The organism is Brevundimonas sp. DC300-4, from assembly GCF_049897365.1.
Lineage (GTDB): Bacteria > Pseudomonadota > Alphaproteobacteria > Caulobacterales > Caulobacteraceae > Brevundimonas.
Genome location: NZ_JAFCWC010000010.1, coordinates 22,570 through 39,045 on the forward strand (window position 1 = coordinate 22,570; position 16,476 = coordinate 39,045).

16 protein-coding genes are annotated in these 16,476 nt (G+C 67.0%); 7 read left to right on the top strand and 9 right to left on the bottom strand.

Annotation, left to right across the window (positions count from 1 at the left end; translation table 11 throughout):
• Positions 1–45: 45 nt before the first annotated feature.
• Positions 46–204: a hypothetical protein gene (locus ACP7AZ_RS14125; protein WP_426039280.1), complete on the top strand. Its 159-nt coding sequence runs from the start codon at positions 46–48 to the stop codon at positions 202–204.
• Here the strand turns inward: ACP7AZ_RS14125 and ACP7AZ_RS14130 are convergent.
• Genes ACP7AZ_RS14130 through trmFO form a run of 3 tightly spaced genes read right to left on the bottom strand, consistent with a single transcriptional unit; the run spans position 201 to position 2,969 of the window.
• The gene (locus ACP7AZ_RS14130) at positions 201–1,076 is read right to left on the bottom strand and encodes an oxygenase MpaB family protein (protein WP_426039281.1); all 876 of its coding nucleotides are present in this window, start codon (positions 1,074–1,076) and stop codon (positions 201–203) included. The genes ACP7AZ_RS14125 and ACP7AZ_RS14130 overlap by 4 nt on opposite strands.
• Positions 1,077–1,080: 4 nt before the next feature.
• Complete coding sequence (locus ACP7AZ_RS14135; protein WP_426039282.1) at positions 1,081–1,560, bottom strand: DUF1579 domain-containing protein; 480 nt, start codon at positions 1,558–1,560, stop codon at positions 1,081–1,083.
• A 20-nt stretch (positions 1,561–1,580) separates the two neighbouring features.
• Positions 1,581–2,969, bottom strand: coding sequence for a methylenetetrahydrofolate--tRNA-(uracil(54)-C(5))-methyltransferase (FADH(2)-oxidizing) TrmFO (gene trmFO / locus ACP7AZ_RS14140; protein WP_426039283.1), 1,389 nt, complete (start codon positions 2,967–2,969; stop codon positions 1,581–1,583).
• A gap of 99 nt (positions 2,970–3,068) precedes the next feature.
• Here trmFO and ACP7AZ_RS14145 point away from each other — a divergent pair, with 99 nt between their 5' ends.
• The 4 genes from ACP7AZ_RS14145 to ACP7AZ_RS14160 all read left to right on the top strand — a co-directional run bounded on the left by ACP7AZ_RS14145 (position 3,069) and on the right by ACP7AZ_RS14160 (position 6,692).
• Entirely contained in the window at positions 3,069–3,875 is an 807-nt protein-coding gene (locus ACP7AZ_RS14145; RefSeq protein WP_426039284.1) for a hypothetical protein, read from the top strand.
• A 13-nt stretch (positions 3,876–3,888) separates the two neighbouring features.
• Entirely contained in the window at positions 3,889–4,839 is a 951-nt protein-coding gene (locus ACP7AZ_RS14150; RefSeq protein ID WP_426039285.1) for a hypothetical protein, read from the top strand.
• 19 nt (positions 4,840–4,858) lie between these two features.
• Entirely contained in the window at positions 4,859–5,746 is an 888-nt protein-coding gene (locus ACP7AZ_RS14155; RefSeq protein WP_426039286.1) for a hypothetical protein, read from the top strand.
• Positions 5,747–5,822: 76 nt separating this feature from the next.
• The gene (locus tag ACP7AZ_RS14160) at positions 5,823–6,692 is read left to right on the top strand and encodes a CPBP family intramembrane glutamic endopeptidase (RefSeq protein WP_426039287.1); all 870 of its coding nucleotides are present in this window, start codon (positions 5,823–5,825) and stop codon (positions 6,690–6,692) included.
• Between the two features lie 3 nt (positions 6,693–6,695).
• Here ACP7AZ_RS14160 and uvrA read toward each other — a convergent pair whose 3' ends face one another.
• The 5 genes from uvrA to ACP7AZ_RS14185 all read right to left on the bottom strand — a co-directional run bounded on the left by uvrA (position 6,696) and on the right by ACP7AZ_RS14185 (position 13,498).
• Positions 6,696–9,632, bottom strand: coding sequence for an excinuclease ABC subunit UvrA (gene uvrA, locus ACP7AZ_RS14165; protein ID WP_426039288.1), 2,937 nt, complete (start codon positions 9,630–9,632; stop codon positions 6,696–6,698).
• 374 nt (positions 9,633–10,006) lie between these two features.
• Entirely contained in the window at positions 10,007–11,608 is a 1,602-nt protein-coding gene (locus tag ACP7AZ_RS14170; protein WP_426039289.1) for an EAL domain-containing protein, read from the bottom strand.
• A gap of 74 nt (positions 11,609–11,682) precedes the next feature.
• Positions 11,683–12,123, bottom strand: coding sequence for a flagellar basal-body protein FlbY (locus tag ACP7AZ_RS14175; RefSeq protein ID WP_426039290.1), 441 nt, complete (start codon positions 12,121–12,123; stop codon positions 11,683–11,685).
• The gene (locus ACP7AZ_RS14180) at positions 12,120–12,443 is read right to left on the bottom strand and encodes a rod-binding protein (RefSeq protein WP_426039291.1); all 324 of its coding nucleotides are present in this window, start codon (positions 12,441–12,443) and stop codon (positions 12,120–12,122) included. The genes ACP7AZ_RS14175 and ACP7AZ_RS14180 overlap by 4 nt, the downstream gene beginning before the upstream one ends.
• A complete protein-coding gene (locus ACP7AZ_RS14185; protein ID WP_426039354.1) occupies positions 12,443–13,498 on the bottom strand; it encodes a flagellar basal body P-ring protein FlgI in 1,056 nt (351 codons plus the stop codon). Before ACP7AZ_RS14185 ends, ACP7AZ_RS14180 begins: the two co-directional genes overlap by 1 nt.
• A 233-nt stretch (positions 13,499–13,731) precedes the next feature.
• Here ACP7AZ_RS14185 and ACP7AZ_RS14190 point away from each other — a divergent pair, with 233 nt between their 5' ends.
• Both ACP7AZ_RS14190 and dksA read left to right on the top strand, forming a co-directional pair.
• Positions 13,732–14,157, top strand: coding sequence for a flagellar assembly protein FliX (locus tag ACP7AZ_RS14190; RefSeq protein WP_426039292.1), 426 nt, complete (start codon positions 13,732–13,734; stop codon positions 14,155–14,157).
• A gap of 184 nt (positions 14,158–14,341) precedes the next feature.
• Positions 14,342–14,776, top strand: coding sequence for an RNA polymerase-binding protein DksA (gene dksA, locus ACP7AZ_RS14195; RefSeq protein WP_303696140.1), 435 nt, complete (start codon positions 14,342–14,344; stop codon positions 14,774–14,776).
• Positions 14,777–14,930: 154 nt separating this feature from the next.
• Here the strand turns inward: dksA and ACP7AZ_RS14200 are convergent, their stop codons facing one another.
• Positions 14,931–16,427 (bottom strand): replicative DNA helicase, encoded by a 1,497-nt coding sequence (locus ACP7AZ_RS14200; RefSeq protein WP_303696096.1) that lies wholly within the window; start codon positions 16,425–16,427, stop codon positions 14,931–14,933.
• Positions 16,428–16,476 lie beyond the last annotated feature (49 nt).

The window sequence follows — 16,476 nt, forward strand, 5'->3', positions numbered from 1 at the left end:
GGTGATCCGAATCGTGTACTGTCGGGGGTCGCCGGAGCCGTGTCGTTGAGCGTTCACCCCTTTCCCGCCGTGTCCAAAGCCCCGTCTCCCTCCAAGGGCGCGCCCCTTCGGCGGCCGGATCGGGTCGAGCTGATGCTGGTCGCGGGCCTTGTGCTGGCGACTGCGGCGCAGTTCGCACTGTGCGTCTGGTTCTGGCTGGCCTAGTACTCGGGCCAGACGTGGACCTGATCGGGCCAGACCTCGCGGTTGGGCGAGCCCTGATAGACCCAGGCCAGGGTGCGGGCCAGGGAGCGTGCGCCGAATCGCTGGGCGGGTAGCGCCGCCGGGAGTCCGTGCATGGCGCGCGCCCAGTCCGGCAACAGGTCCGCGCCGGCGGCCATGACCAGACCGGCAGCGACGCCCTCGGCCGGGCCGCCGATCCTCTGGCCCATGACCAGGGCGGCGACCTCGCGCGTGCGGGCGTCGGCCTGCAACTGCGGCCGCATCGACTGGATCAGGGCCTCGGCCTCTGCGCGATTGCGGGGCACGGGGTCGGCGCCGAGGCCCAGCCCTATGCGGGCCATCTCGTCGAAATAGGCGTCCTGGTCCGCCATCGACATCTGCGGATCCTGATAGCGGATCCAGGCGTCGAGGAAACTCTTGATCTCCGTCACATGGACCCAGGCCAGCAGGGCCGGGTCGTCGACGCGATAGGGCGTTCCGTCGGGCAGTGTCCCGCCGAGCTTGCGATGGATGCCCTTGACCCGGTCGATGGCCGCCTGACCGGCTGAGGCATGGTCAAAGGTGGTGACGGCGATGAACTTGGCCGTCCGCCGGAGGCGGCCGTGCATGTCGGCGCGGAAGTCGGAGTGATCCCAGACGCCCGCCAGCACCGCCGGATGCAGCATCTGCAGCAGCAGGCCCGACACCCCGCCGATCATCATGGTGACGATGTCGCCATTGACCCGCCAGGCCACGGCGTCGGTCGGGAACAGGGCGTCAGCGCGGCGCAGGGCCGGCCGCTCGCCGCGCTCATAGTCGTTGAAGAGCTGATTGATGCGGCGTCGGACCGCGACCTTCACGGGATCGAGAATCATCGGATCAGGCGCGCGTGAAATCCATCGTCCAGTTCGTTTCCCAAGTGTCGCCTCCATCTCCGGACATCGCCTGCTCCCAGCGTGGCGTCTCTGTCTCGGTTTGGAGCCAAAGGAAACGCGTCAGGACAGGCTCGCCGCGCAAGAGGTCCTCTGCGAAGAAGCGACCGACGCCGTCTTCAAAGCGACCGCGTACGGGGACCTCCATTCGGTGCGGATCATTCGAGGCGAGCCACCAGATCGCCCACGATTGCTCGACCGGGTCGTAAGACCGGATGGCGAGGGCCCGGATCGATTCACCGGGGAACTGCAGCACATTGTCCTCGATATTGCCGTTGCCGCCCAGGACCGGCCGCGTGTGCGCGGTGCCGTCGAATTCGTCCCACTGGGTGCAGCCGAGCAGTCGATCGCGGAGTCGGCGATGTCGGACAGTCCAATGCCCGATCTCGAAATCGAAGTCGTGAGAGATGTCGGGTGTGATCGGCATGGCTCTGTCCTCGCTGGAGTTCACGCGGCCGCGTCCCGCCAGGTTTCCAGCGCGCGCAGGGCCCGGATGCTCATCAGCCGCTTCTTGGCCCGGCCGCGTTCCTTCATCGGGATCTTGACCCCGGCCTCGTCAACCTTGGGCGCCTCGAGCGGGGGCAGAAGTCCATAGTTGATATTCATCGGCTGGAACTTCGAGCCCGCCAGATGGCCGCCGGTAATGTGTTCGACGAGGGCGCCGATGGCGGTGTGGGCTTCCGGCGCTTCCAGCGGCTTGCCGAGCCGCTCGGCGGCGGCGAGACGGCCGGCGAGCAGACCGGTGGCCGCGCTTTCGACATAGCCTTCCACGCCCGTGACCTGACCGGCGAAGCGCAGGCGCGGCATCGACTTCATCCGCAATTGGCGGTCCAGCAACTGAGGGCTGTTCAGATAGGTGTTGCGGTGCAGGCCGCCGAGCCGCGCGAACTGGGCGTTGTGCAGGCCCGGGATCATGCGGAAGGTCTCAGCCTGGCCGCCGTGCTTCAGCTTGGTCTGGAAGCCGACGATGTTGAACAATGTACCCAGTGCATTGTCCTGACGCAGCTGGACGATGGCGTGGGCCTTGACCAGCGGATCGCGCGGATTGGTCAGGCCGACGGGTTTCATCGGGCCGTGGCGCAGGGTCTCGCGACCGCGTTCGGCCATGACCTCGATGGGCAGGCAGCCGTCGAAATAGGGGACGTTCTCCCATTCCTTGAACTCGGCCTTGGGGCCGTCGATCAGGGCGTCGACGAAGGCGTCATACTGTTGCTTGTTCATCGGGCAGTTCACGTAGGCGGCAGCGTCTCCGCCCGGACCCTCCTTGTCGTAGCGCGACTGACGCCAGGCGATGTCGAAGTCGATCGACTCCGCGTGGACGATGGGGGCGATGGCGTCGAAGAAGCTCAGGCTCTCCTCGCCGGTCAGTTTCAGGATGGCCTCGGCCAGGGCCGGGGAGGTCAGGGGGCCGGTGGCGACGATGACGCTGTCCCACTCTTCGGGCGGCAGGCCGGCGATCTCCTCGCGCTGGATCGTGACCAGCGGATGGGCCTCCAGTTTGGCGGTCACGGCATGGGAGAATCCGTCGCGGTCGACGGCCAGGGCGCCGCCGGCGGGTACCTGATGCGCATCGCCGCAGGACATGATGATCGAACCGAGCGCCCGCATCTCGGCGTGCAGCAGGCCCACGGCATTGTGCTCCCAGTCGTCGGAGCGGAAGGAGTTGGAGCAGACCAGTTCGGCCAGACCGTCGGTATGGTGGGCGTCGGTCTTGATGCCCGGCACGCCGCGCATCTCGTGCAGGACGACGGGGACGCCGGCCGAGGCGATCTGCCAGGCGGCTTCGGATCCGGCGAGGCCGCCGCCGATCACGTGGATAGGGGAGAGGTCAGTCATGCGGCTTCTTAGACACGGGAATGGTGTTCGTCAGCAGGCGTCTGGTCGGCGTGTGGTATCGCCCGCTATGATCGGCCGAACGCTCGGCGAGGGGGCTTGATGAGCAACAAGGATGTCGGAGGCCGGCGCCTGAACCTTCAGGCCGCGCTGGGGACGACGGTGCGCGCTCTGCCTCGACTGTGGTCGGGTGCGGCCGGGGCGTTGGGTCTGTGTGCGGTGCTCTGGTTGCTGCCTGTCGTCTGGCCTATCGAGGGTTGGATGCGGTGGGCATGGGCGCTGGCGGCAGGGGCAACCGCCCTGGTCGCGGTCGGAGCGTTGGCCCGCCTGTCTATTCGTGACGACGTGACCGAGGCGCGCGCGCTGGGTCTGGGGCCGCTGGGTCTGCAGGCGAAGCCGCCCGAGGCGCGTCTGGTCGGCGCCCTGCTGCTGTGTCTGCTGTTCCTGTCCATGATCGTGGCGATCCTGACGCTGGTCGTTCTGGCGATCTTCGGTATGGCGGAGTTGAACGTTCAGGCCATCCAGGCGCGGAACTGGGCCGCCGTGGGCGCGCCGTGGAAGCTCGGCGTGCTGGCGGTGCTCGCTGCGGGGGCGGTGGCGATTCCGCTGCTGCTCCTCGTGCGGCTGTCGTTGTTCGTGCACGCCACCCTGGGACGACGCCAGATGGTATCGCTGAACTCGATGGGCATCGCCTACGGCAGTTTCTGGCCGCTGCTGGCGGGACTGATCGCGACGGCCCTGCCCAAGATCGTGCTGCTGACGCTGATCGGGACCGGGATGCTGACCGGCGTGGCGGGTCAGGTCGCCTGGGTCGTGGGCCTGGTGGGGCTGCAACTGCCGCTGACGATCGGCTTCCTCGGCGCGGCCTATCGACAGTTGGAATACTGGTCCCCCGACGAACCGAAATGATGGAGACGACGCGATGAAGCCGGGTTTTTCCTTCAACGACGCCGTCGGCGCTCCGTTTGTGCTGCTGCGCCGGCGGCCGCTGAGCCTGTTCGTCTGGGGCCTGATAATGGCGGCGCTGATCGCGGCCTTTTACAGCCTGATGATCCCCGCCCTGGGCTCGATGATCGTCGCTCCGGACAGAGAGGCGGCGTTCGACACCTATCTGACGGAGACGATCCGGCTGCAGGCGACGGTCAACGGCATGAACGTAGCCATGTACCTGGTCATGCTGCTGACCTGGACGGCGGCGGCCCGCGCGACCCTCTCGCCGGGCCGTGGCGATCCTTTCCTGTTCCTGCGACTGGGCATGGACGAGGTCCGGGTCGCCGTGACGATGATTGCGGTCTTCTTCATCTGGTACATCGTCCTGATCGTCATGGTTCTGATCGGGGTCGGCATCGGCCTGGCGCTGTGGAGCCAGGGCCATGCCACAACTATCGGCGTGCTCATCGCCTATGGCCTGCTGGTCTTCGCACTGTCGGTCTGGGGGTGGTTGAGGGTGTCGCTGATCGCGCCGGCCAGCCTGATCCTGAAGCGGTTCGCCTTCACCGAAGGCTGCGCAATCGCGCGGGGCCAGATGTGGAAGCTGCTGGGCCTGAACCTGGTGATCTGGATCATCTACATGATCAGCACGATCCTGATCTACGCCGCGGTCGGCGCGATCCTGGCGGCCGGGTTCTTCGGTCAGGGCCTGGTCTGGCCGCATGATATCGACAGCGTCGCGGACCTGGAGCCTTTGCTGCGGCCGATGCTGCTACCGGCGCTGGGGACCGTGATTCCGATGTCGCTCGGGTTCGGCTGGGTGATGGCCCTGTATGCCGCCCCCGGCGTGGTGGCTGCTCGCCAACTTCTGGACGGCGTTCCCGCGCCGGCCGCGATCGTCGAAGACGCGCCGCCCGTCGATACGCTACAACCATCCCAATAGGGATTCACGGAGGGAATCGATGACCTTTTCAGCGACCGAGGCAGCCTTCGAAGGCTTTCGCGTGGTGCGCCGCCATCCGCTGGCGATTGTGTTCTGGAGTCTGGCCTATCTGATCTTCTTCGCCGCCTTCTTCGGGTTGTTCGGCGGCTCGCTGGCGACCCTGATGGCGACGACCGAGAGCCTGGAGGGCGCGCAGCCCAGCGCGCAGGAGCTGGAAGCCCTGGGCCAGACCTATCTGGGCTTCATGGCCCTCGCCCTGCCGCTTGGGCTCGTGATCGGCGCCGTGCTGAACGCCGCCGTCGCGCGCGCGGTCCTGTTTCCCGCCGAGAAGGGCTTCGGCTACGTGCGCCTCGGTGGCGATGAGTTGCGGGTACTCGCTGTCTCGGTGATTCTGGGCATCGTCTTCTTCGCTGTTTCCATCGTTCTGTTCGGGGTCGTGGGAGTGCTGGCCGGACTGGCCGCGCAGGCCAATGCAGGCGTTGGCATCCTCGTCGGGGTCCTGGTCGGCCTCGGCGCCTGCGTTGTCCTCTTCTGGCTGGCGATCCGCCTCAGCATGGCCATCCCTCTGACCGTGGCCGAAAAGCGGATCGCGCCGTTCGCATCCTTCGCCATGACCAAGGGCCACGCCTTGCCGTTGCTGGGCATGGCGGTCATCGCCTTCATCATGTCGATCCTCGTCACCCTGCTGGGCACGATCATCGCCCTGCCCATCACGCTGGCGACCGGCGGAATCCAGCAACTGGCGACGATGGACGGTCAGTCGACGGCGCAGATCCTGCAGGCCGCCGGAGCCGGCCTGATCGGCTGGGGCGTGGTCAACGCCATCTTCTCAGCGCTCCAGATCGCGGTGGTCTATGCGCCGTTTTCGGCCGCCTATCGCGACCTGAAGGGTCTGCCGCAGGACTAGGCTTTCTGTCGCAAGGGTAACTTGGCGCGGTGCGACCGGGCGGATAGCGTCATGGAAACAGGGCGGGGGACCCCAGATGGCCGGAATTGAACTCTACGCGCCGAGGCTGGCGCGTCATCGACGCACATGGAGCGTGGCCGCGGTGGTTCTCGCCGCAGTCTTCCTGATTGGCGGGCCGCTGATCGCGGTCCTGATCGCCAAGCTCACGGGGCTGAATTCCCGGATGGGGTGGACCAGCGAGCTCTATCAGCTGGTCGTCTTCTTCGGCCTGACGGCGGCGCTGCTGATCGCCTGGGTCGTCTTGTTCGAGCGGCGGCCGCTGTCGACCATCGGCTTCAACCAGCATGGCCTGAAGCGCTTCCTGCGCGGCTATGCGATCGGGTTGGGTTTCCTGCTGGCGACGATCGGCCTGATCTGGGTTGCCGGCGGCTATCGCATCGAAAGCGGCGGCGTGTTTGCCAAGGCCGGCGCGGTCGCGGCGCTCCTGCCCATCGGCGCCCTGTTGCTGGGTTTTATCGTCCAGGGCTCGGCCGAGGAGATCGTGTTCCGGGGATGGCTGATGCAGCTGATCGCCTCGCGCCACGGCCTGGTCATCGCCCTGATCGTCAACGCCGTCCTGTTCGGCACCTTCATCGGCCTCTATGCGGCGCGTGAGGGCTCGCTGTGGGGCGTGTGCGGCTGGCATGCGGCCTGGAACTGGCTGCTGGGTCTGGGTTTCGGCCTGGAGGTATCGGGACACGTCATCGACGTCACCCCCCTGTTCGTCGACCTGACGACCACGGCGGGCGCGCCCTGGTGGCTGACCGGCGCGACCTTCGGACCCGAGGCCAGCGTGGTGACGACCGCCATCCTGCTGGGGGCCAGCGTCTGGGTCGTCCTGCGTGGACCGTTCAAGGGCCACGCAACGCCGGAACCGGTCGCGCGCGCCGAGGCGCCCGCGACCTGATCCTCAGGCGCCGGCCCTGGCTCGGGCCTTCTTCACCGGGGCTTCTGCGGTGAGTGCGGCGACCCGCGCCTTGCGGCGGGTCTCGTGCCGGTCCAGCACCTCCTTGAGGTATTTGCCGGTCCAGCTCGCCTCGTTCGCCGCGACCTGTTCGGGGGTGCCCACCGCGACGATCTCGCCGCCGCCGTCGCCGCCCTCGGGGCCGAAGTCCAGCAGATAGTCGGCGATCTTGATGACATCGAGATTGTGTTCGATCACCACGATCGTGTTGCCGGCCTCGACCAGTTCCTGCAGCACCTCCAGCAGTTTGCGGATGTCCTCGAAATGCAGGCCTGTGGTGGGCTCATCGAGGATGTAGAGGGTCTTGCCGGTCGCCCGTTTCGACAGCTCCTTGGACAGCTTGACCCGTTGGGCCTCGCCCCCCGACAGGGTCGTCGCAGACTGGCCGACCTTGACGTAGTCGAGGCCGACGCGTGACAGGGTCAGCATCTTGTCGCGGATCGGCGGCACGGCCTTGAAGAAATGGCCGGCCTCCTCGACCGTCATGTCCAGCACGTCGGATATGCTCTTGCCCTTGAAGACGATCTCCAGCGTCTCGCGGTTGTATCGCTTGCCCTTGCAGACGTCGCAGGTGACATAGACGTCGGGCAGGAAATGCATCTCGATCTTGATCAGGCCATCGCCCTGACAGGCCTCGCAGCGCCCGCCCTTGACGTTGAAGCTGAACCGCCCGGGCCCATAGCCGCGCGCCTTGGATTCCGGCAGGCCCGCGTACCAGTCGCGGATGGGCCCGAAGGCACCGGTATAGGTGGCCGGGTTGGAGCGCGGGGTGCGGCCGATGGGCGACTGGTCGATGTCGATGACCTTGTCGAAATGCTCCAGCCCCTCGATCCGGTCGAAGGGGGCCGGGGCGTCGGAGGCGTTGTGAAGCCGGCGCGCCGCCGCCTTGTAGAGGGTCTCGATCGTAAAGGTCGACTTGCCGCCGCCCGACACCCCGGTGACGCAGGTGAACAGGCCGACGGGGATTTCGCCCGTGACCGCCTTCAGATTGTTGCCGGTCGCGCCCGAGATCCTGAGCATCTTCTTGCGGTCGATCGGACGGCGGCCTTCCGGCGGCAGTTCGATCTCACGCTCGCCGGTCAGGTATTTGCCGGTCAGGGACTTCGGATTGGCCATGACCTCTTCGGGCGTGCCCTCGGCGCAGATCTCGCCGCCGTGGACGCCGGCGGCCGGCCCCATGTCGATGACATAGTCGGCGGTCATGATCGCCTCCTCGTCGTGTTCGACGACGAGGACGGAGTTGCCGAGATCGCGCAGACCCCGGAGGGACTCCAGCAACCGGCTGTTGTCGCGCTGGTGCAGGCCGATCGACGGCTCATCCAGTACATAGAGCACGCCGGTCAGGCCCGAGCCGATCTGGGAGGCCAGGCGGATGCGCTGGCTCTCGCCGCCGGACAGGGTGCCGGACGACCGCGACAGGCTGAGATAGTCGAGGCCGACATTGTTCAGGAAGCGCAGCCGGTCGCTGATCTCCTTAAGGATGCGGCGGCCGATCTCCATCTGCTTGTCGGTCAGCTGGTCGGGCAGGGCGCTGACCCAGTCGTAGGCCTTCCTGATCGACAGCATGGAGATCTCGGAGATGTCGTTGCCGGCGATCTTCACCGCCAGGGCCTCGGGCTTCAGCCGCTTGCCGCCGCAGGCGTCGCACGGGGTCTCGGACTGGAACCGCCCCAGCTCCTCGCGGACCCAGGCGCTGTCGGTCTCGCGCCAGCGGCGGTCGAGGTTGGGCACGACCCCCTCGAACGGCTTGGACACCTCGTATTTCCGGGCGTTGTCGTCATAGACGAACTTGATCTTCTCCGAACCCGTGCCGTTCAGGATCACGGACTGGGCCTTCTCGGGCAGCTCGCGCCACGGCTTGTCCATCGAGAAGCCGTAGTGGAGCGCAAGCGCCTGCAGGGTCTGGGTGTAGAGCGGCGAGGGGCCGCGCGACCACGGGGCTACCGCGCCCTTGTGCAGGGTCTTGTCGCGGTCCGGGATGACCAGGTCGGCGTCGAAGGCCAGCTTGACCCCCAGGCCGTCGCAGACCGGACAGGCGCCAAACGGATTGTTGAACGAGAACAGCCGCGGCTCGATCTCGGCGATGGTGAAGCCGGAGACGGGGCAGGCGAACTTCTCGGAGAAGGTGATCCGGCGCGGTTCCTGGCCTTCCTCGGCATTGGCCCATTCCGCGACGGCGATGCCGTCGGCCAGACCGAGCGCGGTCTGCAGGCTGTCGGCGTAGCGCGCCTCAAGACCCGCCTTGGTGACGATCCGGTCCACGACGATGTCAATGTCGTGCTTGAATTTCTTGTCGAGCGTCGGCGCGTCCTCGATGGCGTAGAAGGCCCCGTCGATCTTCAGACGCTGGAAACCCGAGCGCTGCCACTCGGCCATCTCCTTCTTGTATTCGCCCTTGCGACCCCTGATGACCGGGGCCAGCAGCAGCAGGCGCTCGCCCTCTGGCAGGGTGCCCAGTTTGTCGACCATCATGGAGATGGTCTGGCTTTCGATCGGCAGGCCGGTCGCAGGCGAGTAGGGCACGCCGACGCGCGCCCACAGCAGACGCATATAGTCGTGGATCTCGGTCACCGTGCCGACGGTCGAGCGCGGGTTCTTCGACGTCGTCTTCTGTTCGATCGAGATGGCCGGCGACAGGCCCTCGATCAGGTCGACGTCCGGCTTGCCCATCAGCTCCAGGAACTGGCGCGCATAGGCGCTGAGCGACTCGACATAGCGGCGCTGGCCCTCGGCATAGATGGTGTCGAAGGCGAGTGAGGATTTGCCCGACCCCGACAGGCCGGTCATGACGACCAGCTTCTCGCGCGGGATGTCGACATCCACACCCTTGAGATTGTGCTCGCGGGCGCCGCGCACGCGGATGAAGTTGTGCTTTTCGGTCATGCTGCCAGGAAACGGGGGCCGGGAACGCGGGAGACCGGACGAGGTCCGGAGCGACAACGCTATATGGGAACTGATCCGGGGATATCAGCAAGAACAATATGGGAACATCAAGGCGCTGCCGCCAGATGCTGTCACTCCAGCAGCGCGGCGCGGGTGTTCAGGGGGACGACGCAGGGGATGTCCTCGACACCCCCGATGTAGCGGTCGTCTACGCCGGGCAGATCCGTTCGGCGATTTCGGTCGTCCGGAGCGTGCAATCGTCGGCAAGCACCTGGAATCGATGGCCGGATCAGGACGGTTGCGGCGAGGATGGGGCGGACCAAGGCGACCTCCGGATGCCGGCGGCCTGACCTGTCACGCTTCGCGGCGGTCCGTCAGCCCCAGCCGGAAACGGCGCCCACGCGTCGGACAGCGGCGGCCGGCTCGCCATAGGCCAGCACGGTGCGCGGTTCGGCTTCGGCCTTGCCGAACAGCCAACCTTGCCCCTGATTCACGCCGAGATCGCGCAGGATGTCCGCCACGTCCTCGGTCTCGATCATCTCGGCGATGGTTTCGACCTTCATCGAGCGACAGAGGTCGACCAGATGGCCGATCATCGTCCGGGCGCGAGGGTCGGTCTGGATCCCCTCCACGAACCGTCCATCGATCTTGACCGTGTCGACCGAGAGGCCGCGCAGGTAGTCATAGGAGGCCGAGCCGGCTCCGAAATCGTCAATACAGACCCTGATGCCGGCCGCGCGTAGCGCGCCCAGTCGGCGGTTGGCGGACTCGATATCCGCCACGGCGGCGGACTCGGTCACTTCGACGATCAAGCGGCGTCTCTCGTCGGGCTTGGACGCCGTCATTCGCAGGACGGCCTGCACATAGCGGTCGTCGGCCAGCGAAGCCCCGGAGACATTGACCGCGAACTTCATGAGACCGGCGCCGGGGCGCCGGAGCCGGCTGAGAGCCTTTTCCGCCACCGCGATGTCGAAGGCGTCAATCAGGGCGAGTTCTTCCGCCATCCGGATGGTGTCCGCCGGCCCGGCGGAACCCTTGAAGCGCGCCAGCGCCTCGAAATGATGGACCCCGCCGGTCTTCAGGTCGACGATCGGCTGGTAGTGAAGATCGAAACTGCGATCGCGCGCCATGGCCCTGAAGGCGTCGGCATCCTTGAGCGTGCGGGACAGGGATGCGGTGAACGATAGCTCGGGCCCGCCCGCGCCGCCGTTCAGGCAGCCTTCGACAGCGAAGCGCAGCGCCCGGAGGGTGTTCAGGGTGTTGCCGCCGGTCTCCGTGCCCACGTCCGTCGCGGCGACATCGAGCGTCAGGCCCTCGCTGAGGCCCAGTTCACGCATCTCCCCGGCGAGGTCATGGGCGATCGTGCGGTCGCGCAACATGGCGAAACGCTCCGGGCCGAGTTTGCCGGCGCTGGCTCCGTCGATCGAAGCCGCCTGGAGCGCGGCCTCGACCCTCGCCGTCAGGCGTTGGCCCGCCTCGCCAAGGCCTTCGGCCGCCGCGAGACCGACGACATCGACGAAGGCGACCGTCATGTCCGCCGAGGCGTCGGGCGCCGTCAGCAGGTCGCAGGCGCGATCCAGGAAGGCGCCCGGCGTCAGCGCCGGCCGCGCGTGAGGATCGTGGAGCGCATAGGCCGGGCCCTCCCAGGCCACCGAGATCGAGATGTTCGGTGCGAGGTCCGGCAACCCGAAAAGCCGTATTGTCGCCCGGCGCACGCGGTCATCGCCGGACCTAAAGAGCACTTCGACCGGGGCGGATCGCGAGCCGGCGGCAAGATCGGCCACGACCCGCTCGAGGAGCTTGGCGCTGGCCTTGCCGATGCCGTCGAAAAGGGAGCTGCCGATAAGGGATTCCGCCGACGTCTGAGCAGAGGGACCGGATCCCAGCCCGAACGCGATCCGGCCGTCTCTGTCGATCTCCAGCAGGAGGTCCGACGAGGCGAAGGCCAGACCCAGAAGGCGTTTGCGGATGGACATCGCGCGATACTGCCGCCAACCCGTTAAGCTTGGCCTCAGACTTGTCGTTAACGTGCCGGTTCAGGCCAGGCGGTTCAGGCCGTGCGGTTCAGTGTGACGGCGCGGCTGTCGCCGCCGTTCGCCTTGCCGGAGGCGCCGTAGCCGGTTCCCATGGCTCGCGCGCCTGCGACCTCCTGGGCGATGGTGCGGACCAGACCCTCCGAGATCGTGCGCGCCGCCTCGACCGTGCGGCCGTGGATGGCGAGCACCGCCTCGAACGCCTCGGTCGCCTTGATCAGGGCCATGCGATCGCTCGCCGGCGCGGCGGCCAGGATCGCCTTGTTGGCCTTGAGGTGCCCGGTTTCCTTGCGATACTGGTTGGCCAGCTCCTGGGTCTCGGCCAGGCCTGCCGTGACATCGGCCGCGCGACGGGTGGCGAAGGCGTCGGTCTCCCGCTCGAGCCGGGCGGTCAGTCGGTCGGTCAGCGCCGTGAGCCTGCGCAGATAGGCCGTGGCGGTGGTCGGATCGTGGGTCATGCGACCGCTCCGGGCTGGACCTGGGTCTGTTCGGTCTGCATGCGGATCATCTCGGACACGACGGTATCGGCCAGGCCGATGCCTCCGGCGCGGACGGTCTGCTTGGCCATTTCGTCGATCATGAAGCTGCGCCAGGTGCCCTCGGCCTCGCCGCCGCCGAACGGGCCGTTGGTGTCGATACCCTCGAACATCGGCTTGAGCATCTGCGACAGGAAGGAGGCCTCGAACTTCTCCGCCGTCTCGCGCATGCGCGGCGTTTCGGCGGTCGGTGCGGCCATTGGCGAGGTCAGCAGGGAGGGGGAGACGGCCAGGTCACTCATCACAGAACCTCGATGTCGGCCTGCAGGGCGCCCGCCGCCTTGATGGCCTGAAGGATGGAAATCATGTCGCGGGGCGAGACGCCGAGCGCGTTCAGCCCGTTGACCAGGGTCGACAGCGAGGTCGCGCCGTTCACCAGCCGGATCTCGCGGCCCAGTTCTTCCTCGACCGTTACATCGGACTGCGGGACGACCGTCGTCTGGCCCTGGCTGAAGGGGGCCGGCTGGCTGACCTGCGGGTTCTCCTGGACCGAGATGGTCAGGTTGCCCTGGGCGATGGCGACGGTGGAGATGCGGACGTTCTCGCCCATGACGATCACGCCGTTGACCTCGTCGATGATCACCCGGGCCGGGGTGTCGACCGCGACCGGCATGTTCTCGACGCGGCTGATGAAGGCGGCCATGCCGAGTTGGCCGGGCGCACGCAGGGCGACGACGGAGCCATTCTCGGCCAGGGCGGTCGAAGGGTAGGTGGCGTTGATGGCGGCGGCCACGCGCTGGGCCGTCGTGAAGTCAGGATTGCGCAGGGTCAGGCGCACTTCGGTGAGACTGTCGAGCTGGAAGCCGGTTTCACGTTCGACCGTGGCGCCCGAGGCGATGCGGCCGGCGGTCGGCACGCCGCGTGTCACCGACGAGCCCGAACCGCCCGAGCCCGACACCGCACCGGTCTGCACCGAGCCCTGCCCCACGGCATAGACCTGGCTGTCGGCGCCCTGGAGGCTGGTGACCAGAAGCGTGCCGCCGAGCAGGCTCTTGGCGTCGCACAGGCTGGAGACCGAGATGTCGACCCGCGAGCCGGGCGTGGCGAAGGGCGGCAGCTCGGCCGTCACCATGACGGCGGCCAGGTTCTTGGAGTTGGCGTTGGTCCCGCGGATGTTGACGCCAAGGCGCTCGGTCATGCCTTCCAGCGACTGGCGGGTGAACGGGCAGTTGCGCAGGCTGTCGCCCGTGCCGTTCAGGCCGACGACGAGGCCGTAGCCGACCAGCTGGTTGGTCCGGACGCCCTCGATCGAGGCGATGTCCTTGATCCGCGACTGGGCCGACGCCGGGGCGGCCATCACGGCGCCGAGGGCGAAGGGGATCAGGAAGGCGGTAAGAAACTTTTGCACTGGCCGGCTTTCCACGAGGGTTCGGGGACAGGCGTTGCGAAGATCGTGCCGCGAAGGAAACCGTTTTAAATCAACGAATCGATCTGGCCGACGCCCGCCTGGCCCGGCAAATCCTGCCTTGCCGTTAACCAAACAGTGACGGTCGCCCGACGATGGTGCGGAATGTCCCGGAGTCTCCGCTCATGAAGGTCAACGGCCCGTCCGGCGCCGCCCCAACCGGCGGCCAGCGTCCGGTGCGCTCGGCCGGCGGATTTTCCATGCCCCAGCCGTCCGGCGCGGCCCCGGCCAGTGCGTCGCAGGCGGTGGTTCCGGCGTCCGCGGTCGCAGATCTCTCGGCCCTGATGGCGCTTCAGGGCGTCGAAACGGCGACGGAGCGCCGTCGTCGCGCCATCCGTCGCGGCGGGACCCTGCTGGACCGTCTGGACGAGTTGAAGATCGCCATGCTGTCGGGTGAGGCCGGGGAAGGCGCGCTCGAACGCCTGGGCCGGACCCTTCGCGAGGAACGTCCGGAGGACGAGGACGCGGGCCTGACAGGCCTGCTGGAACAGATCGACCTGCGCGCTGCAGTTGAGCTGGCCAAGGCCGAAGTTCGCCGCAATGCAGCATAAACTGCGGAAAAGCGGCCTTATTCCCCTGTTCCGGGGACAAGGTGAGGACAGAATGTCACGGTGCCGGGTCCAACGAAGCATTGCCGCGATCACGGACGCGCGAACACGGTTGCCGCGACTCTCCGGCCTGCCTATACGCCTGCAAGCGCCATGGGGGGCGTTGTTCTAGAGTGTGAGTGCGATGATGACCGCATTGGCCTCGATCGTGTCTGACGAACCGGTCGCCTACCGACCTTCCGACGACGAGCCGTTCATGAATGAACGTCAGCTCGCCTATTTCAAGCACAAGCTCATGGCGTGGCGGGATGACATCCTGCGCGAATCCAAAGGCACCGTGGTCAACCTGAAGGCCGAGACGGAGAACCATCCGGATCTGCTGGATCGGGCGTCTTCGGCGTCGGACCGCGCGCTGGAGCTGCGCACGCGCGACCGACAGCGCAAGCTGATCTCCAAGATCGAGGACGCCCTGCGTCGGATCGAGGACGGCTCCTACGGCTATTGCGAGGACACCGGCGAACCGATCGGCCTCGGGCGGCTGGAAGCCCGTCCGACCGCGACCATGTCCGTCGAAGCCCAGGAACGCCACGAGCGCCGCGAACGGGTTCACAGGGACGATTGAGACGCCAAACCCGTGCATCCCCGCGAAGGCGGGGACCCAGGCTTTAGCGGCAACTCTGTGCCCGGGATCAAGGTCCGCGAGCGTTCGGTGACATCCATCGCCTAAAGAACTGGGTTCCCGCCTTCGCGGGGATGCACGGAGTTTTATCGGGCTCCTACTCCGGAATGTCGCTGAAGTTGCCGTAGCCGCTGCGGGCCAGGTTGCCGAAGCGGGTGGTGTCGGCGTCGAAGCTCAGTTTCACGATGCCGATCGGGCCGTGGCGCTGCTTGCCGATGACGACCTCCGCCTGGTGTTCCAGAAGGTCCATGTCCTCCTGCCATTTCAGGTGCTCTTCCGTGCCTTCGCGCGGCTCGGTGCGGCCCAGGTAGTAGCTTTCACGATAGACGAACATGACGCAGTCGGCGTCCTGCTCGATCGAGCCCGACTCGCGCAGGTCGGACAGCTGCGGCCGCTTGTCCTCGCGGTTCTCGACCTGACGCGACAGCTGCGACAGGGCGATGATCGGCAGGTTCAACTCCTTGGCCAGGGCCTTCAGGCCGCCGGTGATCTCGGACACCTCCTGCACCCGGTTCTTCTGCGCATTGCCGTCGCCGACGGTGATGAGCTGGAGGTAGTCGACGATGATCAGGTCGAGGCCCTGCTCCATCCGCTTCAGGCGCCGTGCGCGGGCGGCCAGTTTGGAGATGGCCAGGCCGCCGGTAGCGTCGATATAGAGGGGGCTTTCCCCGATCTCGATGGCGGCGTCGCGGACCTTGCCGAAGTCTGAGGCGTCGATCTCGCCCTTGCGGAGGCGGTCGGAGGACACGCCGGAGGCATCGGCCAGAATCCGCATGGCCAGCTGTTCGGCGCTCATTTCCAGCGAGAAGAAGGCAACTACGCCGCCGGAGACGGTCTTGCGGCCGTCAGGCGTCGGCTCCCAGCGGTAGTTGCGGGCCACGTTGAAGGCGATATTGGTCGCCAGCGCCGTCTTGCCCATCGACGGACGGCCCGCGAGGATCAGCAGGTCGGACGGGTGCATGCCGCCGAGCTTCGAATCCAGATCGTCGAGGTGGGTCGCCAGACCGGCCAGCTTGCCGTCGCGCTGATAGGCCTCGCCCGCCATCTGGACGGCCCCGGCCAGAGCGGTCGAGAAGCTGACGAACCCGGACGAAGGCGCGCCGGTCTCGGCCAGCGAATACAGGGTCAGTTCCGCCTGCTCGATCTGGTCGATGGCGGCGGTCTCGGGGTTGGGGGCGTCCCTGACGATGTCGCCGCCGACGCGGATCAGGTCGCGGCGCAGGGCCAGATCATAGACCACACGGGCATAGTCCGGCGCGTTGGCGCCGAGGGGGGCGCGGTCCATCAGGTCGGCCAGATAGCGCAGGCCGCCGAACTCGGCGAAGGCCGGGTCCTGTTTGAACCGTTCCATCAGAATGGTCGGCTCGGCCAGCATGCCCTGGCGGATATGGTCCTCGATCGCGTCGTAGAGCCGCTGGTGGAAGGGCTCGTAGAAGTGCTGGCCGCGCAGGCGGTCGCTGAGCCGCTCGAAGATGGCGTTGTCGAACATCAGGGCGCCCAGCAGCGCCTGTTCGGCCTCAAGGTTATGAGGCAGCGACGGAATCGCGACGGCCCCAAATGAATCGGACGGGGCAAAGGGAGAGAAAGCGTTCATCGGGTTAACGCTTACCCGTCCCACGCCCCTGCGACATGCCCGGACGCAC

What these genes read in the sequence shown, in the direction of transcription:
- ACP7AZ_RS14155 (WP_426039286.1), top strand. Translation starts at nt 4,859, where the DNA reads ATGACCTTTTCAGCGACCGAGGCAGCCTTCGAAGGCTTTCGCGTGGTG.
- ACP7AZ_RS14175 (WP_426039290.1), bottom strand. Translation starts at nt 12,123, where the DNA reads ATGACCCACGATCCGACCACCGCCACGGCCTATCTGCGCAGGCTCACG.
- ACP7AZ_RS14190 (WP_426039292.1), top strand. Translation starts at nt 13,732, where the DNA reads ATGAAGGTCAACGGCCCGTCCGGCGCCGCCCCAACCGGCGGCCAGCGT.
- ACP7AZ_RS14180 (WP_426039291.1), bottom strand. Translation starts at nt 12,443, where the DNA reads ATGAGTGACCTGGCCGTCTCCCCCTCCCTGCTGACCTCGCCAATGGCC.
- ACP7AZ_RS14145 (WP_426039284.1), top strand. Translation starts at nt 3,069, where the DNA reads ATGAGCAACAAGGATGTCGGAGGCCGGCGCCTGAACCTTCAGGCCGCG.
- ACP7AZ_RS14150 (WP_426039285.1), top strand. Translation starts at nt 3,889, where the DNA reads ATGAAGCCGGGTTTTTCCTTCAACGACGCCGTCGGCGCTCCGTTTGTG.
- dksA (WP_303696140.1), top strand. Translation starts at nt 14,342, where the DNA reads ATGACCGCATTGGCCTCGATCGTGTCTGACGAACCGGTCGCCTACCGA.
- ACP7AZ_RS14200 (WP_303696096.1), bottom strand. Translation starts at nt 16,427, where the DNA reads ATGAACGCTTTCTCTCCCTTTGCCCCGTCCGATTCATTTGGGGCCGTC.
- uvrA (WP_426039288.1), bottom strand. Translation starts at nt 9,632, where the DNA reads ATGACCGAAAAGCACAACTTCATCCGCGTGCGCGGCGCCCGCGAGCAC.
- ACP7AZ_RS14185 (WP_426039354.1), bottom strand. Translation starts at nt 13,498, where the DNA reads ATGGCCGCCCCGGCGTCGGCCCAGTCGCGGATCAAGGACATCGCCTCG.
- ACP7AZ_RS14130 (WP_426039281.1), bottom strand. Translation starts at nt 1,076, where the DNA reads ATGATTCTCGATCCCGTGAAGGTCGCGGTCCGACGCCGCATCAATCAG.
- ACP7AZ_RS14135 (WP_426039282.1), bottom strand. Translation starts at nt 1,560, where the DNA reads ATGCCGATCACACCCGACATCTCTCACGACTTCGATTTCGAGATCGGG.
- ACP7AZ_RS14170 (WP_426039289.1), bottom strand. Translation starts at nt 11,608, where the DNA reads ATGTCCATCCGCAAACGCCTTCTGGGTCTGGCCTTCGCCTCGTCGGAC.
- trmFO (WP_426039283.1), bottom strand. Translation starts at nt 2,969, where the DNA reads ATGACTGACCTCTCCCCTATCCACGTGATCGGCGGCGGCCTCGCCGGA.
- ACP7AZ_RS14160 (WP_426039287.1), top strand. Translation starts at nt 5,823, where the DNA reads ATGGCCGGAATTGAACTCTACGCGCCGAGGCTGGCGCGTCATCGACGC.